This is a genomic window from Microcoleus sp. B6-A1, assembly GCF_036705085.1.
Lineage (GTDB): Bacteria > Cyanobacteriota > Cyanobacteriia > Cyanobacteriales > Microcoleaceae > Microcoleus.
This window is the reverse complement of record NZ_JAUBTU010000023.1, coordinates 23,161-39,513: the sequence shown is the minus strand read 5'-3', so window position 1 is coordinate 39,513 and position 16,353 is coordinate 23,161. Positions and strand designations below refer to the sequence as shown.

General features: G+C 46.1%; 11 protein-coding genes. 6 read left to right on the top strand and 5 right to left on the bottom strand.

Features of this window, described 5'->3' with window-relative positions; genetic code table 11:
- The first annotated feature begins 51 nt into the window (after positions 1-51).
- The 4 genes from QUB11_RS10825 to QUB11_RS10810 all read left to right on the top strand — a co-directional run bounded on the left by QUB11_RS10825 (position 52) and on the right by QUB11_RS10810 (position 2,356).
- A complete protein-coding gene (locus tag QUB11_RS10825) occupies positions 52-432 on the top strand; it encodes a response regulator (RefSeq protein WP_333206726.1) in 381 nt (126 codons plus the stop codon).
- 349 nt (positions 433-781) lie between these two features.
- A complete protein-coding gene (locus tag QUB11_RS10820) occupies positions 782-1,123 on the top strand; it encodes a hypothetical protein (RefSeq protein WP_333390503.1) in 342 nt (113 codons plus the stop codon).
- Between the two features lie 124 nt (positions 1,124-1,247).
- Complete coding sequence (locus tag QUB11_RS10815; protein ID WP_333206736.1) at positions 1,248-1,628, top strand: response regulator; 381 nt, start codon at positions 1,248-1,250, stop codon at positions 1,626-1,628.
- Between the two features lie 338 nt (positions 1,629-1,966).
- Positions 1,967-2,356 (top strand): response regulator, encoded by a 390-nt coding sequence (locus QUB11_RS10810; RefSeq protein ID WP_333390500.1) that lies wholly within the window; start codon positions 1,967-1,969, stop codon positions 2,354-2,356.
- Positions 2,357-2,843: 487 nt separating this feature from the next.
- Here the strand turns inward: QUB11_RS10810 and QUB11_RS10805 are convergent, their stop codons facing one another.
- From QUB11_RS10805 to gatB, 5 genes are all read right to left on the bottom strand, one after another.
- Positions 2,844-4,076, bottom strand: a complete 1,233-nt coding sequence (locus tag QUB11_RS10805) for a pentapeptide repeat-containing protein (RefSeq protein ID WP_333390497.1) — start codon at positions 4,074-4,076, stop codon at positions 2,844-2,846.
- 106 nt (positions 4,077-4,182) lie between these two features.
- Positions 4,183-4,821: a Uma2 family endonuclease gene (locus QUB11_RS10800; protein WP_333390495.1), complete on the bottom strand. Its 639-nt coding sequence runs from the start codon at positions 4,819-4,821 to the stop codon at positions 4,183-4,185.
- A gap of 308 nt (positions 4,822-5,129) precedes the next feature.
- Positions 5,130-5,717, bottom strand: a complete 588-nt coding sequence (locus QUB11_RS10795) for a Uma2 family endonuclease (RefSeq protein ID WP_333390493.1) — start codon at positions 5,715-5,717, stop codon at positions 5,130-5,132.
- Positions 5,718-5,756: 39 nt separating this feature from the next.
- Positions 5,757-6,923, bottom strand: a complete 1,167-nt coding sequence (locus QUB11_RS10790) for a pentapeptide repeat-containing protein (protein WP_333390490.1) — start codon at positions 6,921-6,923, stop codon at positions 5,757-5,759.
- 521 nt (positions 6,924-7,444) lie between these two features.
- The gene (gene gatB / locus QUB11_RS10785; RefSeq protein ID WP_333390487.1) at positions 7,445-8,947 is read right to left on the bottom strand and encodes an Asp-tRNA(Asn)/Glu-tRNA(Gln) amidotransferase subunit GatB; all 1,503 of its coding nucleotides are present in this window, start codon (positions 8,945-8,947) and stop codon (positions 7,445-7,447) included.
- 544 nt (positions 8,948-9,491) lie between these two features.
- Between gatB and QUB11_RS10780 the strand changes: the two genes are divergently transcribed.
- Together QUB11_RS10780 and QUB11_RS10775 are read left to right on the top strand one after the other, a co-directional pair.
- Complete coding sequence (locus tag QUB11_RS10780; protein ID WP_333390484.1) at positions 9,492-12,767, top strand: PAS domain S-box protein; 3,276 nt, start codon at positions 9,492-9,494, stop codon at positions 12,765-12,767.
- A gap of 371 nt (positions 12,768-13,138) precedes the next feature.
- Positions 13,139-16,351, top strand: coding sequence for an EAL domain-containing protein (locus tag QUB11_RS10775; RefSeq protein WP_333390482.1), 3,213 nt, complete (start codon positions 13,139-13,141; stop codon positions 16,349-16,351).
- Positions 16,352-16,353: the final 2 nt, after the last annotated feature.

Genomic DNA, 16,353 nt, shown 5'->3' with positions numbered 1-16,353 from the left:
GATTCATCTGTAGCATCAATCCGAAATCCAAAATCTAAAATCCAAAATCCGATGACACACAGACACATTCTAGTTGTTGACGATGAAGAACACCTTCGGGAACTTGTGCAAGCCTGCTTAGAAGATTTAGGCGGATGGGAAACAGTGGGGGCAGCATCGGGAGAGGAATGTTTACAAATAGTGCAAATAGAACAACCCAACGCTATTTTGCTGGATATATCAATGCCAGGAATGGATGGGTTTGCTGTGTACGAGAGCCTCCAGTCCGATCCGATTACCCGATCGATTCCAGTGATTCTGCTGACAGCGAAAGTCTTGCCAAGCGATCGGGCTAAATTTGCCGAAATGGCGGTAGCTGGGGTAATTGCCAAACCGATCGAACCCATCACCCTGACGGAAGAAGTAGCAGAGATTTTGGGATGGGTTGAATAACTTTCACCCTTTTTGTGAATTTTTGTAACAATAACGGAATCTTTACCAATTCCTTACCGTTGCTATTTAGTCTTCTGTTATGCAGCTAACAGTTCTTTGCATTAGCAGGAGACTCAATGAATGCTTTTCAGGCTTTGAATGATATAAATCAGGATCTCGCAGGTTCATTTGGCTCTCCTGATGTTGAGGTGATAAGTCAGCATTATGAATCCTTAAACCATTGCCCGATAAGGCTTTCAAGTCAATGTTTTGACGAAGCTATCGCTCTGCCCCCACTTTTTCACCAAAAGTCCAGGAGAGCCGTTCATTTTCCGGTTTGCCCACTGGTTGTCAGCAATCCACACTTTGGATGGCTCATACAGAGGAAACACCGATCGCAGGTATTAAAATTCAAGAAAAGAAGCTGACACTGATCCTTAAAGTTCACATTCCTGACATTCATCTTGTCAAATTGAATCTCCAAATCACTCCAGAAACTGTTTTAATCCAAGGTCAACATACCGAAGCTGTGGGAGTAGAAGGTTATTTACTTCCTAGTAGATTTCAAAGTCTCCTCCCGTTGCCCCACCGCGTACATCCTGAAATCTATGGGACTGAAATACACTCTGATGGTTTAACCATTCAGCTTGCTAAAGAGTTGAGCATTCCGCCATCCAAAGTTCGGATTCAACTCTCAGATACACATCTTTGAGCGATTGCTTAAAGATCTGTATTTGAGACCCAATTGGCAACCGAAAAATTGATTTCTAATCAACAAAAAAATGAACACTTTGCAACTACCTAATTATGATCGCAGTCTCCTGCCCGAAAACAAGATGATAGGGAAGCAAATTCTCATCGTTGATGACCAAGAACACCTCCGCGAACTGGTACAGTTGTGCCTGGAAGACCTCGCGGGATGGAATACCCTGGTGGCGGCATCAGGACAAGAATGTTTACAAATCCTACAAACAGAACGACCTAATGCTATTTTGCTGGATGTATCAATGCCGGGAATGGATGGGTTTGCTGTGTACGATCGTCTCCAATCCGATCCCATAACTCGATCGATTCCAGTGATTCTGCTGACAGCAAGAGTTCTGCCGAGCGATCGGGCTAAATTTGCCGAAATGGGTATTGCTGGGCTAATCCCCAAACCATTTGAAGCCACTACCCTGCCGGGAAAAGTGGCAGAGATGTTGGGATGGGATGATTGACAATCAAGCATCCAGGATACCCGCCACGTGATTCATTCCAACGCGCAAACTCAGGACCGGTGAAATAAAAAACCTGTATCCGATGAAACTTGCCGAACGTATTTATCCCTAGGGTCAATGCTTCAATTCTTTAATCTAAAATCTAAAATCTAAAATCGATTGACACTCCCCGGTATGGCAGACCCAGGATTCTTAAGAATTTACAATCTTAATATTCCTCTTGGTAGGCTTCCCAAACTCACCCTGGGGGCGTGACAACCCCGCCAAACACCCAGACAGGGCTACTATTTTACAGGCTTTTGTTCAAAAAATAAATGAAGCGTTTGTAAGTTATTGGTATGACTACAAAAAGACTTTTATTAATTCACAAAAATCCGACTATAGGGGAGGTAATCCAGGCTTGCTTGACTGATTTGGTAGGTTGGAAAGTCGAAGTTGCTGGTTCGACTTTAGAAGGCTTGCGAGAAGCAAGTTCCTATCAGCCAGATGCGATTATTTTGGAGGTTTCTATCGGCGAAATAGATGGAGTGCGATTTCTCAAAGAACTAAAAACCCAACCAGAAACCCAAGGGATTCCGGTTCTGGTGCTAACTCTCAAAGCCAAATGGTCAGATTTACAACAGAGTTGGTTCCACAAATCTCAACTTGCAGCAATGATCGTCAATCCTCTCGAGCCAACTATGCTTGCCGTTGAGATTGCGAAGGTGTTAAGTTGGGATTTAGACTGACTATCCTCTCTGGGAACCTGGGAATTGTTGGATACAATTTCTCTCAGTTATTGCTATTTTTACGAAATATTTCGATTTGCATCAATTCCTTAACAACCTTGTATTCTTTACCAAATCTTTACTTCTTACCTCTAAATTCATAGAGTTGCTGCTTCAACCCAGCTTACAGCACTTGGCAACAAGAGACAAATACACTTTCGATAAAAAAGAGGTTTTTATGACAAGCTGTCCTTGCTGCACTAATCAAATGCTGCGTCACCTTCGCCACAGTCAAGTATACTGGTTTTGCCGTCAGTGTTGGCAAGAAATGCCTGTTTCCCCTCTTAACAGCTACGGTTCATCGCTCTCTATAAATGTAGTTAGAGAGTTAAGGATGAAGAAGCAAATTTTTTCATAGGCGATAGTTTAAAGGTGAAATTCCATCGCACAGGCGAGACGCCCGTGCCACGATGGATGCAGATGGAGGAAAGGGATTCCCACTTACCGACTAAACCTCTTCAAAAATCGCGCCCCGCTGCTGTAGATTCACCTGCATCTCCTCATCGATTCCTGAATTGTTCCCAAACCTTGCTGACTCGACATTCGCACCACTGAAATTAGTATTTGTTAAGTTCACTTCCAGCAGATTAGCACCGCTCAAATTGGCACCGCTGAGGTTAGCTAAAGCTAGACTTGCTTTGTGCAAATCTGCGCCGCTTAAATCAGCATTTCCTAAGAAAGCCCCACTCAAATCTGCACCGCCGAATTTGGCATTTTGCAGGTTGGCGTCGCTGAAATCGGCATCGTTTAAGGTTGCACCCCGGAAATTTGCCCGATCGAGAGTTGCGCTGCTAAAATCCACTGCACTTAAAGTCGTTCCGCGCAAGCTGCTACCCGCGAAATCTAGTGCGGGATTGAGATTGGCGATTTTTGCCAACTCTGCAAAGTTGTCGGTTTCAGCGGAAATAATGCGATCGACCATTTCCTGCAATTGGGATTCAGCTTCCGGGACAATTTCCTCTTCGCGCGGTTCAACCGGAGGCAAATTGTAGGATAATAGCGCCCAACTGAGAGCAGGTTTGAGTTTATTTGCTTGCAGGTATGCAGTCAGAATTCTTTCTAAAACCGAATGTTGATTGGGCGTGATTTCGTGCGGCCACAAACCCTCAGCATCTGTGAGATAAATATCTTCTTTAGCCACTTCAAAAGCCGCCGCCAGCCGAAATTCTTTGGCAGTAATTTCTCCCAGCTTAGCACTTTTTAGCAAACCTTTTAATACTGATTTGCCTTGTTCTACTGCAAAAATCCAAGCTGGCGTTGTATCATCGCTGATTGTGGAAACGTGACAAAATATGCTCTCTGTTTCCTGAGTTTTTTCCGCCGTCTCCCCGCCCTGAACTCCCCGCTGACTTTCGGTTACTAAATTTTCTGCACTGCTTTGAATGGGCAGGGTTTCTCCTATGGGCAAAAGCTTGAAAGAACCGACTAACTGACGTGATGCTACGGGTATTTCGCAGTTTTCTAGATATAGTTTGAGCGTCCCGCCTTGCAGACCAAATTTGACGCGACCACCTAGCAGGGGTTCCCAATGCTCGTTAAAATTCAGGCTCAAGTGAATGTCGAGCTGCTGGGTTTGGGGTGCAACCGATGGAACGGGAATTGCTTCTAATTGCATCCACAAGCAATCTGGGTATTTGTTGTGAGACTCTAGCGATCGCATATCGGGTAGAATTGCTGGCACTACCAGCCTGTAATTGATATTTAAATTAGTTTATCATCTCTATTTTATCACAACACAGCTTTTTATCGTGGGTATAATTGTAAATTTTGTTTAATTTGATCACAAATCATTGGTTTTGCTGAATTTGGCTTTTTACCCAATTCCGAAATGCTTTCACTAATTCCAAATAGTCCATTGTTTCTGCTTGTTCCAAAAATCTGACAATCTCTAATATGGGTAAGCAGGGAAATGCTAAACTGATCTCGCCCTCAAGGTATTCTCCATTTTCTAATCTGTTGATTCTGAGTCGCGATCCATTATAAATCCAAACTTCCGGCACTCCCAGATCCGCATAAACCTGCAAGGTATTTTCCGAACGGCTGGTAATATCAATTTCCACCACTAAATCCGGCGGCGGATCTTGAGTCAGGTCAATTCTTTTTTTGCCTTTAACTGCACTCAGATTCTGAATGTAAAAACATTTATCTGGTTCTTTACCGCTAAGTTCAGGACGTTTAAATGTGGTAGAACCAAGAGGTTCAATTTTCACATCTAATTCTTCAGCTAAGGTTTCCACAAATCGACCCAATACTTCTTTGAAGCGTTCGTGTTCTGGAGAAGGTACCATAATTTCAAGATTGCCGCGATTATATGTCAGTCGAATTTGCCGATCGCCGATTTCGGCAAGCAAAGTTTCGTAGGTTTGCCAACTGATACCCGATAGCTGGACGATTTGTTCCGGGGGGGCGAGAGTTTGAGCAGTCATCTGATTTTAGATTTTAGATTTTAGATTTTAGATTTTTCCCGCGAATAAATCCGGGGTCAGAAACCAAATTGTTTTGGATGATAGTGCTAGTTTTATGCTTCATCTCATGTCCGATCGAGCGATTAAAAGGGCGGGTTTTTGAGATTGTCAATTATTGGCAGATATTTTTCGTGAACCCGCCCCTACCGTATTAGGGGTAATCGACCGGACATAATATCATTTCTTTGGACTTTTACATTATATCATCGAAAAAAGCTCGATCGCTCTTTAATTATTGAGTTAAAATATGTGCTATCGAGCCAGAATGTTTAGTCACCCCTCTGCGCCGGAAATACCGAAGACAAATCCAGAGAAAAATCGGGAAAACCCGGAATTACCACCGTCTGATTTGGCAAAACCACTCGTTGAAATTGATAACTATAACTCCCGTTTTGTTTCTGATAAGGTTCGCTGTGCATTTCCAGTTGAATATCTACCAAATTAAATATCCAATAATTAGAAATCCCCGTCTCAGCATAAAGAGACAACTTGGTTGTGCGATCGTACTTCAACGTAGAATCCGAAACCTCAATTACCAACAAAATCTCAGCAGGCTGCGGGTGAGAAGAGAAATAACGATCAGCTCGATTGCGGGCAATCACAACATCAGGCTCTGGTTCGCTATCATCAGACAAAATAATTGGCTCTTGTGCGCGCACAAGAGCGCGTCTTGCCAGTAAAATGATTAACTCCTGAACTAAAAGACTGTTACAAAAAGAGTGCAGCCTACCTTTAGCAGCCATGATAATAATTTCTCCGCGAATCAATTCAACTCGGTCATCGGGGGCGAAAAATCCCAGTTCTCCCAAACGGTGATATTCGGCGATCGAGAATCGTTTTACAGTTACGGCAGTCATAGCTTTTCTTACCCTCTACAATTACCAACATTTCCCATTCTACTCAAAAATTCCGCCCCGTGCCCTCAATTCAACCTTCAGGGCTTCCGAAATTCCCACACAACCAAAAAACTTCGCATTTTCCACCACCGTATTTTTCAAATCAGCGCGGCTCAAATCAGCACCGTTTAAATTCGCACCACTCAAATTAACACCGCTTAAATCAGCATTCTTGAAATCAGTATTTGTCAAATTTGCATTTACTAAAATCGCATTCGGTAAATAAGCACTGCTCAAATTAGCGCCGGTTAAATTTGCACCGCTCAAATTCGCCCTGGGCAGCTTTGTCCGCAAATCAGCACCGCTCAAATTGGCGCTGCTGAGTTCAGCATCCCGCAAATTAGCATTGCACAAATTAGCATCAATTAAAATAGCAGCGCTCAGCAAAGCACCGCTGAGATCGGCCAAAGTCAAATCTGCTCCCCGGAGGTTGGTTTCGCGCAAATCTGCACCGTTAAAGTCAGCGTAGTGCAAGTCAAAACCGCTTAAATTAGCCCCAGCAAAATCCTCAATCGGATTCAAACCCACTGTTTCTGCAAGTTGTACAAAACTCTTATTTTTATCCATTAAAAACAGTTCGCGGACGATCGCCAATTGCTCCTGTCGGTACTCGTCGGCCTTCTCATAATCTGCTAAATACTTGTAACCGAGCTTCAAATTCTTGAGAGCATTGCGCTCAATGCGATCGTCCTTGCTGGCGCGCGCGATCGACAACTGCTGGTGATAACATTCGATCGCACCAGGCAAATCTCCATTAGCATCGTAAGCTAGCGCCAAATTGCCCAAAGTTTCCAACTCAGAGCGCCCGTCGCCAGTGTCCCGCGCGATCGCCAAACGCTGCTGCTGGTAATCAATAGCACCAGAAAAATCCTCAAGAGCACAGCAAGCATTGCCCAGATTTCCCAAAGCATTTGCCTCGCCCCGGCGATCCCCAATTTCCCGCGCTAACACCAAATGCTGCTGGTAGCACTCGATCGCCTGAGCATAATTTCCCAGCGCTTCGTAAGCTACGCCCATATTACCCAGCGCCGCACCCGATCGGCGCTGATCGTCCATTGAGCGATACAGCGCCAGCGCTTCCTGCCAAGAACCCAGCGCCGCCTCAAATTGGCGTGCCTGATATTGCGAAATCCCCTGCTTGATTAGCTCGCTAGCTTGTTCGCTCATAATGTCAAAATTAGTTAATAACTAAAGTTGATATTAATCGACTCAAAGCGGTAATTGCTAATCGGTAATCAGTAATCGGGAATCGGTATGGTCAACCCCCCTCTCCCCATCCGTATTTTCACGTCCGTGGAAAAAAAAAGACAAAAAAAGAGAGAGCTACCTAAGTAACTCTCTCTGCCATCAGGGTGCATCTACATAACACAATATAACACGGTCAGGATGAGGGGTGTCACCCCCAAACGTGAAGATGTTGTAAAGAAATGTATATTAATTATAAAGTTACCATCCAGGGATCGCGGCGAGATCGGGAAAAAACGATCGCCCGCCGCTGTATTCGCTACACGACCCCCTTAACGCAGGGCTGTTTCCTTCGACCTAGGGGCCGTGCCAAGAGTGCCGGCCCTCTTGGTCTGATCTGCCGATCGAATCCTCTAGGTCGGGGGTAGGCACTCTTGGCACTACAAGAGTCAAAATTCATGTTTTTGGTGAGAATTAAACAGCCCTGCCCCTTAAGGACTTGCTTAACCTGGGGCGTTAAGCTTCGCCACCAGCAGCTCATTGGTCAGTTTGGGATCGGCCCGGCCGCCGGTTTCCTTCATCACCTTGCCGACAAAAAAGCCCAGCAGCTTAGTTTTACCGGCTCGGTACTGTTCGAGCTCCTTGGGATTGGCGGCTAACACCGCATCGATCGCTCGATCGATCGCCCCAGTATCCGAAATTTGAATCAAACCCTTGCTCTCAACGAACTTCTGAGGCGAACCACCATTTGCCAGCAACTCCGGCAAAATATCCTTAGCGATTTTGCCACTGATCGTACCGGCCTCAATTAGCGCCAGCAGTTCGGCTAAATCCTGCGGTTGGAAAGGAATTTCTGCGATCGCCAGCTTTTCATTTTTCAGATAAGCAGTAATATCGCCCATCACCCAATTCGCCGCTTGTTTAGCCACAGCACCGGCGGCGATCGACTTTTCAAAATACTCCGCCACCGCTTTGTCGTCAGTCAGCACCCGCGCGTCGTAGGGAGAAAGACCGAGCTCAGTTTCGTAGCGATGGCGCTTCATTGCCGGCAATTCCGGCAGTTGAGCTTGCCAATCCTGCAATTGCTCAGTCGAAACTTTGATCGGAGGCAAATCCGGTTCCGGGAAATACCGATAATCGCTTGCACCTTCCTTAATCCGCATACTGAAAGTACACTGCTTGTTTTCATCCCAAAGCCGGGTTTCTTGGACGATGGTTTCGCCATTTTCCACAGCTTGAATTTGCCGCTCGATCTCATAATCGATCGCCCGTTCGATCGCATTAAAAGAGTTCATATTTTTAATTTCCACCTTCGTGCCGAACTCTTTTCTGCCCACGGGGCGCACCGAAATATTCACGTCGCACCGAAGCGAACCTTCCTGCATATTCCCGTCGCCAACACCGATGTAGCGCACGATCCGGCGCAATTCTTGACCGTATTCGGCAGCTTCCGCGCCCGATCGCAAATCCGGTTCAGAAACAATTTCGATTAGAGGCACACCGGCACGGTTGTAATCCACCATTGAATAAGTTGAACCGCTGAGCCGATCGCTGCCGCCGTGAACCAATTTTCCGGCATCTTCCTCCATGTGCAAGCGAGTGATACCGATTTTTTTTCGAGTAGAATTTCCCGTCTCATCCACGAGTTCAATTTCTAGCCAACCGTTAGTAGCGATCGGCAAATCGAACTGAGAAATTTGATAATTTTTCGGTAAATCGGGATAGAAATATTGCTTGCGATCAAACTTACTGTAAGGTGCGATTTCGCAGTTGAGAGCCAGCCCTGCTTTCACCGCATACTCCAGAACTTTTTGATTTAATACTGGCAATACTCCCGGCATTCCCATACAAATTGGGTCAATGTTAGTATTTGGAGCATTGCCAAATTCTGTAGAAGAACTGGAGAAAATTTTAGTATTCGTACTCAATTGACAATGAGTTTCGAGACCGATAATGGCTTCGTACTGAGTTTGGTTTTTTATCGAAGAGGGTGCAGCAGCAGTCATAAGCGATTTAAAAGACTGAATAACTTTAGATTTTATTTTAGCTTTTTATTGACCAAAGTGATTGGAGATTATTTGTAGGTAGCGGCGGTTTCATTGGTGTCAACAAGCCCCTCAAACCCGCATTCGGGCTGGTTTAAACCCCTGCCGGAATCGGGAAAAGCGCCTTTCGTTTAGTAGAGACAGCGTTCGGCACACACAATGCCCTGCTACAGAGTTGCGATGCGATCGACGCCCCGATCCACGCCGATCTCCTTTGGATCGCCCCCAAACAACAACCCTGTGCAAAAATATATTTAGCGCCTGCTCCTGCCCGCACCCTTCCCTTACCCAGGAGAGTTTTAGATCGATCCACCACAATTGCCGATCAATCTGCACCCCAAATCCTTTGACTGGCAGTATTTAATAACGCCCGCCGCCTCCAACGATCGGCTCCGCGCACCAACTAAAAATTAAAAATGTATAATTTAACAGGAAATTCTATATTTTTAATTTTTAAGCTTTTATTTTGAATTCTAAAAGTAACACTTGCCTAAGTGTCAAAACTATGCCTGAAATTCCAGTTGAAAGTGCCACACTGTTTCACAACAGCATCACTGAGCTAGAGCAGGCGGAATCAGCCCTCGAACTCGCTTGGAACGAACTCGAAAAACAAACAGCAGAAACCATTGCTCACATTGCCAAAGCCGGCTCAGCAAACACACAGGAACTCAGCGACCGCTTGGCCGAGGCGAAGCAACTCCGGCAGCAACTTCAAACTCAAATAAAAAAAGCCAACTCGCGGCGGGAATTTCATCTAGAAAACTCACCAATGGCAGTGGTAGAGTGGGACAGCGAATTTCGGGTAGTGCGGTGGTCGCCAATGGCAGAACAAATATTTGGCTGGAGTGCAGCAGAAGTAATGGGCAAATACTGGCACGAATGGTCAATAGTTTATCAAGAAGACTTCGAGCAAGTGTGCGCCGTCACAAATCAACTGTTACACAGCAGAGAACCCCGCAATGTTTGCCACAACCGCAACTATACCAAAGATGGCTCGGTAATTTACTGCGAATGGTACAATTCTGCACTAATCGATGAATCGGGAAGATTAGTTTCAATTCTATCTTTTGCCAGAGACATAACCAATTTCCACCGCACTCAAGAAGAACTGCATCGGCGCGAACAAGCTTTCAGCACCCTAGCGGAAAATGCGACCGATATTATCGCCCGGTTCGATCGCAAACTACGCATCCTTTACATCAACCCAGCAGTAGAATCAACAACTGGAAAACCCGCCGCAAAATTGATTGGCAAAAGCAACAGAGAATCAGGAATGCCACCACACTTGTGCGACCTGTGGGACGAGACTTTTTTGAAAGTTTTTGGCAACGGCAAACAAGAAACTATAGAATTTGAGTTTCCCACTCGCAAGGGTATAAAACATTACCACTGTCGAGTCATTCCCGAGTTTGCTGAAGACAATTCAGTAGAAACAGTTTTATCCATCGCCCGCGACATCACAGAACTAAAACAAGTCGAAGATCAGTTGCGACAAAGCGAATCCAAATTTAAAGCCATCGTTGATTCTAACATGATCGGTCTAATTTTTTGGGATCTTAACGGCAGCATTACAGATGCCAATGCCGCTTTTTTAAACACGGTAAATTATACGCGGGACGAGCTGCTTGCCGGAAGAGTTAACTGGCAAGAAATGACACCACCAGAATACGTGCGTTTAGATACAGAAAAAGTTGCCGAACTGAAAGCTAGAAATACGGTTGTTCCCTTTGAAAAAGAATTTATATGCTCCGATGGTAGCCGCGTTCCGGTGCTGGTGGGCAGCACTTTTTTAGAAGGAACGCAACAGTTAGGCGTTAGTTTTGTGCTGGACTTAAGCGAGTCCAAACAGGCAGAGTCGGAACTGCAAAAAAATCAGCAACTTTTAGAGAGTATTGTTACAACAATACCTAACTTTCTCTACATTTACGATGCAGTTGAAAACACAAATATTTATGCAAATAAATCGGTCACATCCATACTGGGATACACTCCCCAAGAATTGCAAGATTTGGGTAAAGACGCTTTAGCCAACTTAGTTCATCCCGATGATCTGTTAAAGCTAATTACAGGTATGGAGCGACTAAAACACAGCAGAAATCCCGATGAAACGCATGACAGAGACTACAGAATCAAACACAAAAATGGGGAATGGCGCTGGGTGCACGATCGCTCCAAACTTTTCAAAAGAACCGCTGACGGACAAATTTTACAATTTATCGGTTCCGTACTCGACATCAGCGATCGCAAACAAGCCGAAGAATCATTAAAACAGCAAAAAGAACTGCTGCAAACAATCTTCGACAACGTGCCGATTATGCTCGCCTTCTTAGACAAAAACGGTCAAATAAACTGGGTAAACCGTCACTGGGAAGAAGTGCTAGGCTGGAGTTTGGCAGAAATCAAAAACCGCGATATCTGGGCAGAATTTTATCCGCCGCCAGAATACCGTCAATATGTTTTGGATGAAATCCAAGCAGCAAATCAGAACTGGAGCGACTTCAAAACAAAAGTTAGAGACGGGCGAATTATCGACATTTCTTGGGCAAATGTTCGTCTTTCAGACGGCAGTTGTATCGGCATTGGTCAAGATATCACCGAACGCAAACGAGTAGAAGCTGAACTCAAAGAACTCAACGAAACTTTAGAAGCTCAAGTCGCGCAACGTACTGCAGAATTAGAGATTTTTTTTGATGCTTTGCCCGATCACATTTTTGTGGTAGATCGCGAGAATATGTGCCTGTCTTTTGTCAACCAATCTGTTACAAAAACTGCTGGATTAAATAGCAGAAAAGAGATGCAGGGCAAAACTATTTTTGAATGTTTCTCCCCAGAAATAGCCGCAAAATTCTCTAGGGAAAATTCGCAGGTATTTGAAACAGGGGAAACTCTGCACTTGCAGGATAAATTTGTGATATCTGGCGACACTACTTACTACGATACTTTTAAAATTCCCCTGAAAAATATCGAGGGCGAGGTTTATGCTTTAATTGGCACTTCTCGCGATATCACTGAGTTGGTAGAGACAAAACAAGCTTTGTCAGAACGCACAGAGCAATTAGAATCTGCCAATCTAGAATTAGAATCTTTTTCTTACTCAGTTTCCCACGACTTGCGCGCACCTTTGCGACACATTTCAGGTTTTGTAGAAGCGTTGAAACAGCGGCTAGAATTAACTGAGGCTTTGAGCGATTCCAAAATAGTTCACTATATGGAAGTAATTGAAGACAGCAGCCAAAAAATGAGCCTGTTGATTGACGGTTTGCTCGCCCTGTCGCGGGTGACTCGCACCGAGTTGAGGCAAATTCCGATCGATCTGAGCCGTTTGGTACAAAATGCGATTAAATTGACTAGACCACCAACTGTCGCAGATCCGGCCCAAACTCCCCACAGCGTTGAATTTGCCGTCGGAGATTTGCCGACAGTAATGGGAGATCCAACCTTGCTGCAACAGGTGTTCAGCAACTTGATTAGCAACGCCGTCAAGTTCAGCCGCGGACGCACTCCGGCTACAATAGTTATTGAGGGTTTACCTGATGGGACGATTTTTGTCAAGGATAACGGCGTGGGTTTTCCGATGGAATATGCCGATCGGCTGTTTGGAGCCTTTCAGAGGCTGCACTCCCAGAGAGAATTTGAAGGTACGGGGATCGGTTTGGCGATCGTCCAGCGGATTATTCACCGCCACGGCGGCACGGTTTGGGCCGAAAGCCTACCTAGTCAAGGAGCCACGTTTTACTTTAAACTAGGGCAAACAATCTCAAACGGTAATATAGATTCATAAGTTAAGTGTATAAGAGTTTTAAATTCAGAATTTAAAACTCTTATACACTTAAATAAGTCACAATCGGTGAGAGCATCATAATTTTGGTGTGACAGGAGTGTTCACTGTCAGGGATGGAAGCGAAAGATCTAGGCTTGGCTGTGCAAGATGCTCGTACTCCTAAAAAACGCTCTTTTAAAAATTGGGATGCTCCCCAATCGGTTCGGCCAGCCCTCGACGGCCGGTGCTAAATAAAGGTATTGCGAGTAGAGTATATAATTGATCTGGCTAAAAATCACTAAAAATATCGAGATAAAATTAACAACCAAACTTAGTCTAAAAAATTACTATCACAAACACGAATAACCAATTAAAAAGATCCCCAATACCTTATGTTAGATATAAATCAGACCAACTATCTACTAAAAATGGTAGCGGAATCAACATTAAAATTGTTGATTATCGAAGACATGGCAGAAGATATGGAATTAATAGTGCTCGCCTTAGAAGCGGGGGGGGTAAATTTTAAGTGCGACAAGGCCGAAACAGCAACAGAGTGCAGAAAACTGCTGGAAAATTGCCAGTACGATGCTGTACTTTCAGATTACCGCCTCCCCGGCTTCAACGGTTTAGAAGTGTTGAAATTAATGCAGGAATTAGGGCAAGACATACCCTTGATTTTAGTAACGGGAAGTTTGGGAGAAGAAGCTGCTGTTGAGTGCATCAAAGCCGGAATGACCGATTACGTATTAAAAGGGCGGCTGTTTAGGTTGCCAACAGTCTTAGAACGATCGCTCCAAGAATACAAAATGCGGCGCCAGCAACAAGAAGCGATCGCCCAAATTCAGCGACAAGCGACTCGTGAAGCGATCGTCAACCGCATCGTTCAAGCCATGCGCTTCACCCTTGTACTCGACGAAGTGCTGCAAACCACCGCAGATCAACTGCACGAAGCTCTAGAAATCAGCGGCTGCGCGATATTGCAGCCAGATGCTGAGGGCAGGATCGGGATTCGCTACATGAGCTTAAAGGCAGCCGACAGAGAACGGGCGATCGGTCTAAATTGCGACTTTGCCCAACACTATCGCTTCTCCCTCGCCCGCGGAGAAACGATCGCCCTCGCCGAGTTATCGACTCTGAGCCCGGAACTGCAAGCATCAGCGCAATTTTTAGGGTTTCACTCGATCGCGATCGCACCGCTGCTCTACCAGCAATCATTTTTGGGAGGAATTTGCCTCTACCAGTGCGATCGGGCCCGCTCTTGGACTACAGAAGAACTATCGCTAGTCAAAGCCATATCCGATCAGTGCGCGATCGCGATCCACCAAGCCGAACTCTACCAACAAGCCCAAACCGAACTTGCAGAACGCAAGCGCGCCGAAGCAGCAGTCTGCGGCATCCAGCAGCAGCTAGCCACAATGGCAGCCAACATTCCCGGATCAGTCTACCGCACTGTGCTGCATCCAGATGGCACAATCTCCCTGCCCTACATCAGTCCGGGCGTGCGCGAAGTTACTGGGTTCGGCGCCGAAGAAGTGATTTCGCACCCGGAACTCTTGACCGAAATCATCCATCCAGAGGACAAAAGCTCGTGTGACAGCCGCGTAGCAGCATCGAGAGCGACTCTTTTGCCGTGCGATCGCCAGTACCGCATCGTTCTGAGATCAGGGGAGGTCAAGTGGGTGCAAGACAGCGCGAAATTTTCCAAAAACGAACACGGCGACGTAATTATAGACGGAGTAGCCCTCGACATCAGCGATCGCAAACAAGCAGAATCAGCACTGCGCCAAAGCGAACAGCGATTTCGCTCGCTGATTGAAAACGCCACAGACATCACGATCATTCTCGACGCCGAAGGAATATTCCGCTACATCAGCCCTTCCGTCAAGCGAATTTTAGGATACGCGCCCCACCAGGCGATCGGCCGCAGCGCCTTAGAAATAGTTCACCCCGACGACAGCGCCACGATCACCGAAACCCTCCACAAAGCCATTAAAAACCCCAAAAGAAGCCAGTGCCCAGTTGAGTACCGAGTCCGCCACCGCAACGGTTCCTGGTGTTATGTAGAAGCTGTAGCCACCAACTTGCTGTACGATCCCGCAGTCAAGGGAATCGTGATTAACTGTCACGACATCACTCAGCGCAAACTCGCCGAAGAACAACTGCTGCACGATGCTTTTCACGACGCCCTCACCGGATTGCCCAACCGATCGCTATTTACCGATCGGCTCGAACACGCTCTGAGGATGGCAAAACGGCGCAAAGACTACTTGTTTGCGGTGCTGTTTCTCGATTTAGATAGATTTAAAGTAGTCAACGATTCCCTCGGCCACGCCATCGGCGATCAACTGCTAGTATCGATCGCGCGGCGTCTGGAAGCTTGTCTGAGGCCCGGAGATACAGTGGCCCGCCTTGGAGGAGACGAGTTTGTGCTGTTGTTAGAAGACATCGAGGGCATCAATGAAGCTACCACCATTGTCAACCGCCTGCACAAGAAAATCACCTCCCCTATCCTTCTAGACGGACACGAAGTATTTATCACCGCCAGCATCGGCATAGCTTTGAGTTCTGGCGAATACCTGGAACCGACAACCCTGCTGCGCGACGCCGACACAGCAATGTACCGCGCCAAAGAACTCGGCAGATCCCGACACGAAGTTTTCAACAGTTCCATGCACGCCCACGCTTTGCGGCTATTGCAGCTAGAAAACGACCTGCGGCGGGCGATCGAATCAATTAGAGAGCCGGCCAGAGAAGAAGACTTTCCCCCATTCCCCGAATCAGCCTTACCTCCCTTATCCGCAGCGCCCCAGTTTATTATTCACTACCAGCCGATCGTGTCGATCGCCACTAACACAATTACCAGTTTTGAGGCCCTAGTGCGCTGGCAGCATCCAGAACGCGGCTTAGTTTCCCCCGGCGAATTCATCACCATCGCCGAAGAAACCGGCTTGATCGTACCCTTGGGCCGCTGGGTACTCCGCACAGCTTGCCACCAAATCCGCCAGTGGCAGCAGCTATTTCCCAGCAACCCCCCCTTAAGCGTTAGCGTCAACATTTCTGTCAAACAGTTTTCTCAGCCAGATTTAATCGAATACATCGACCAAGTTCTCGCAGAAACTCACCTCGACGGCAGCAGTTTAAAACTAGAAATTACCGAAAGCGTACTCATAGAAAATTCCGAATCAGTAACAGCAATGCTGGTGCAGCTCAGAACCCGAAACATACACTTGTGCATTGACGACTTCGGCACCGGCTATTCATCGCTTTCCTACCTGCACCGCTTCCCCACCAATACCTTAAAAATAGACCGCTCTTTTGTTAGCAGGATGGGAGGTGAGTTCGATTTCAGTAAAGGAGGCATTGACCCGACAGAAATTGTGAGATCGATCGTTACTTTGTCCCACAATTTAGGCATGGATGTAGTAGCCGAAGGAGTCGAAGAATCCTCGCAACTATCTATACTAAAAGCGTTAAAATGTGAGTACGCCCAGGGATTCTTTTTCTCAAAGGCAGTAGACTCTCAAACTGCAGCAGCCCTAATCCGACAGCAAGCAGAAAATCAGAATTTGCTGACATTTAGTTTGTTAGAGAAAGGCCAGTGAAC

What these genes read in the sequence shown, in the direction of transcription:
- QUB11_RS10780 (WP_333390484.1), top strand. Translation starts at nt 9,492, where the DNA reads ATGCCTGAAATTCCAGTTGAAAGTGCCACACTGTTTCACAACAGCATC.
- QUB11_RS10795 (WP_333390493.1), bottom strand. Translation starts at nt 5,717, where the DNA reads ATGACTGCCGTAACTGTAAAACGATTCTCGATCGCCGAATATCACCGT.
- QUB11_RS10800 (WP_333390495.1), bottom strand. Translation starts at nt 4,821, where the DNA reads ATGACTGCTCAAACTCTCGCCCCCCCGGAACAAATCGTCCAGCTATCG.
- QUB11_RS10810 (WP_333390500.1), top strand. Translation starts at nt 1,967, where the DNA reads ATGACTACAAAAAGACTTTTATTAATTCACAAAAATCCGACTATAGGG.
- gatB (WP_333390487.1), bottom strand. Translation starts at nt 8,947, where the DNA reads ATGACTGCTGCTGCACCCTCTTCGATAAAAAACCAAACTCAGTACGAA.
- QUB11_RS10775 (WP_333390482.1), top strand. Translation starts at nt 13,139, where the DNA reads ATGTTAGATATAAATCAGACCAACTATCTACTAAAAATGGTAGCGGAA.
- QUB11_RS10825 (WP_333206726.1), top strand. Translation starts at nt 52, where the DNA reads ATGACACACAGACACATTCTAGTTGTTGACGATGAAGAACACCTTCGG.
- QUB11_RS10820 (WP_333390503.1), top strand. Translation starts at nt 782, where the DNA reads ATGGCTCATACAGAGGAAACACCGATCGCAGGTATTAAAATTCAAGAA.
- QUB11_RS10790 (WP_333390490.1), bottom strand. Translation starts at nt 6,923, where the DNA reads ATGAGCGAACAAGCTAGCGAGCTAATCAAGCAGGGGATTTCGCAATAT.
- QUB11_RS10815 (WP_333206736.1), top strand. Translation starts at nt 1,248, where the DNA reads ATGATAGGGAAGCAAATTCTCATCGTTGATGACCAAGAACACCTCCGC.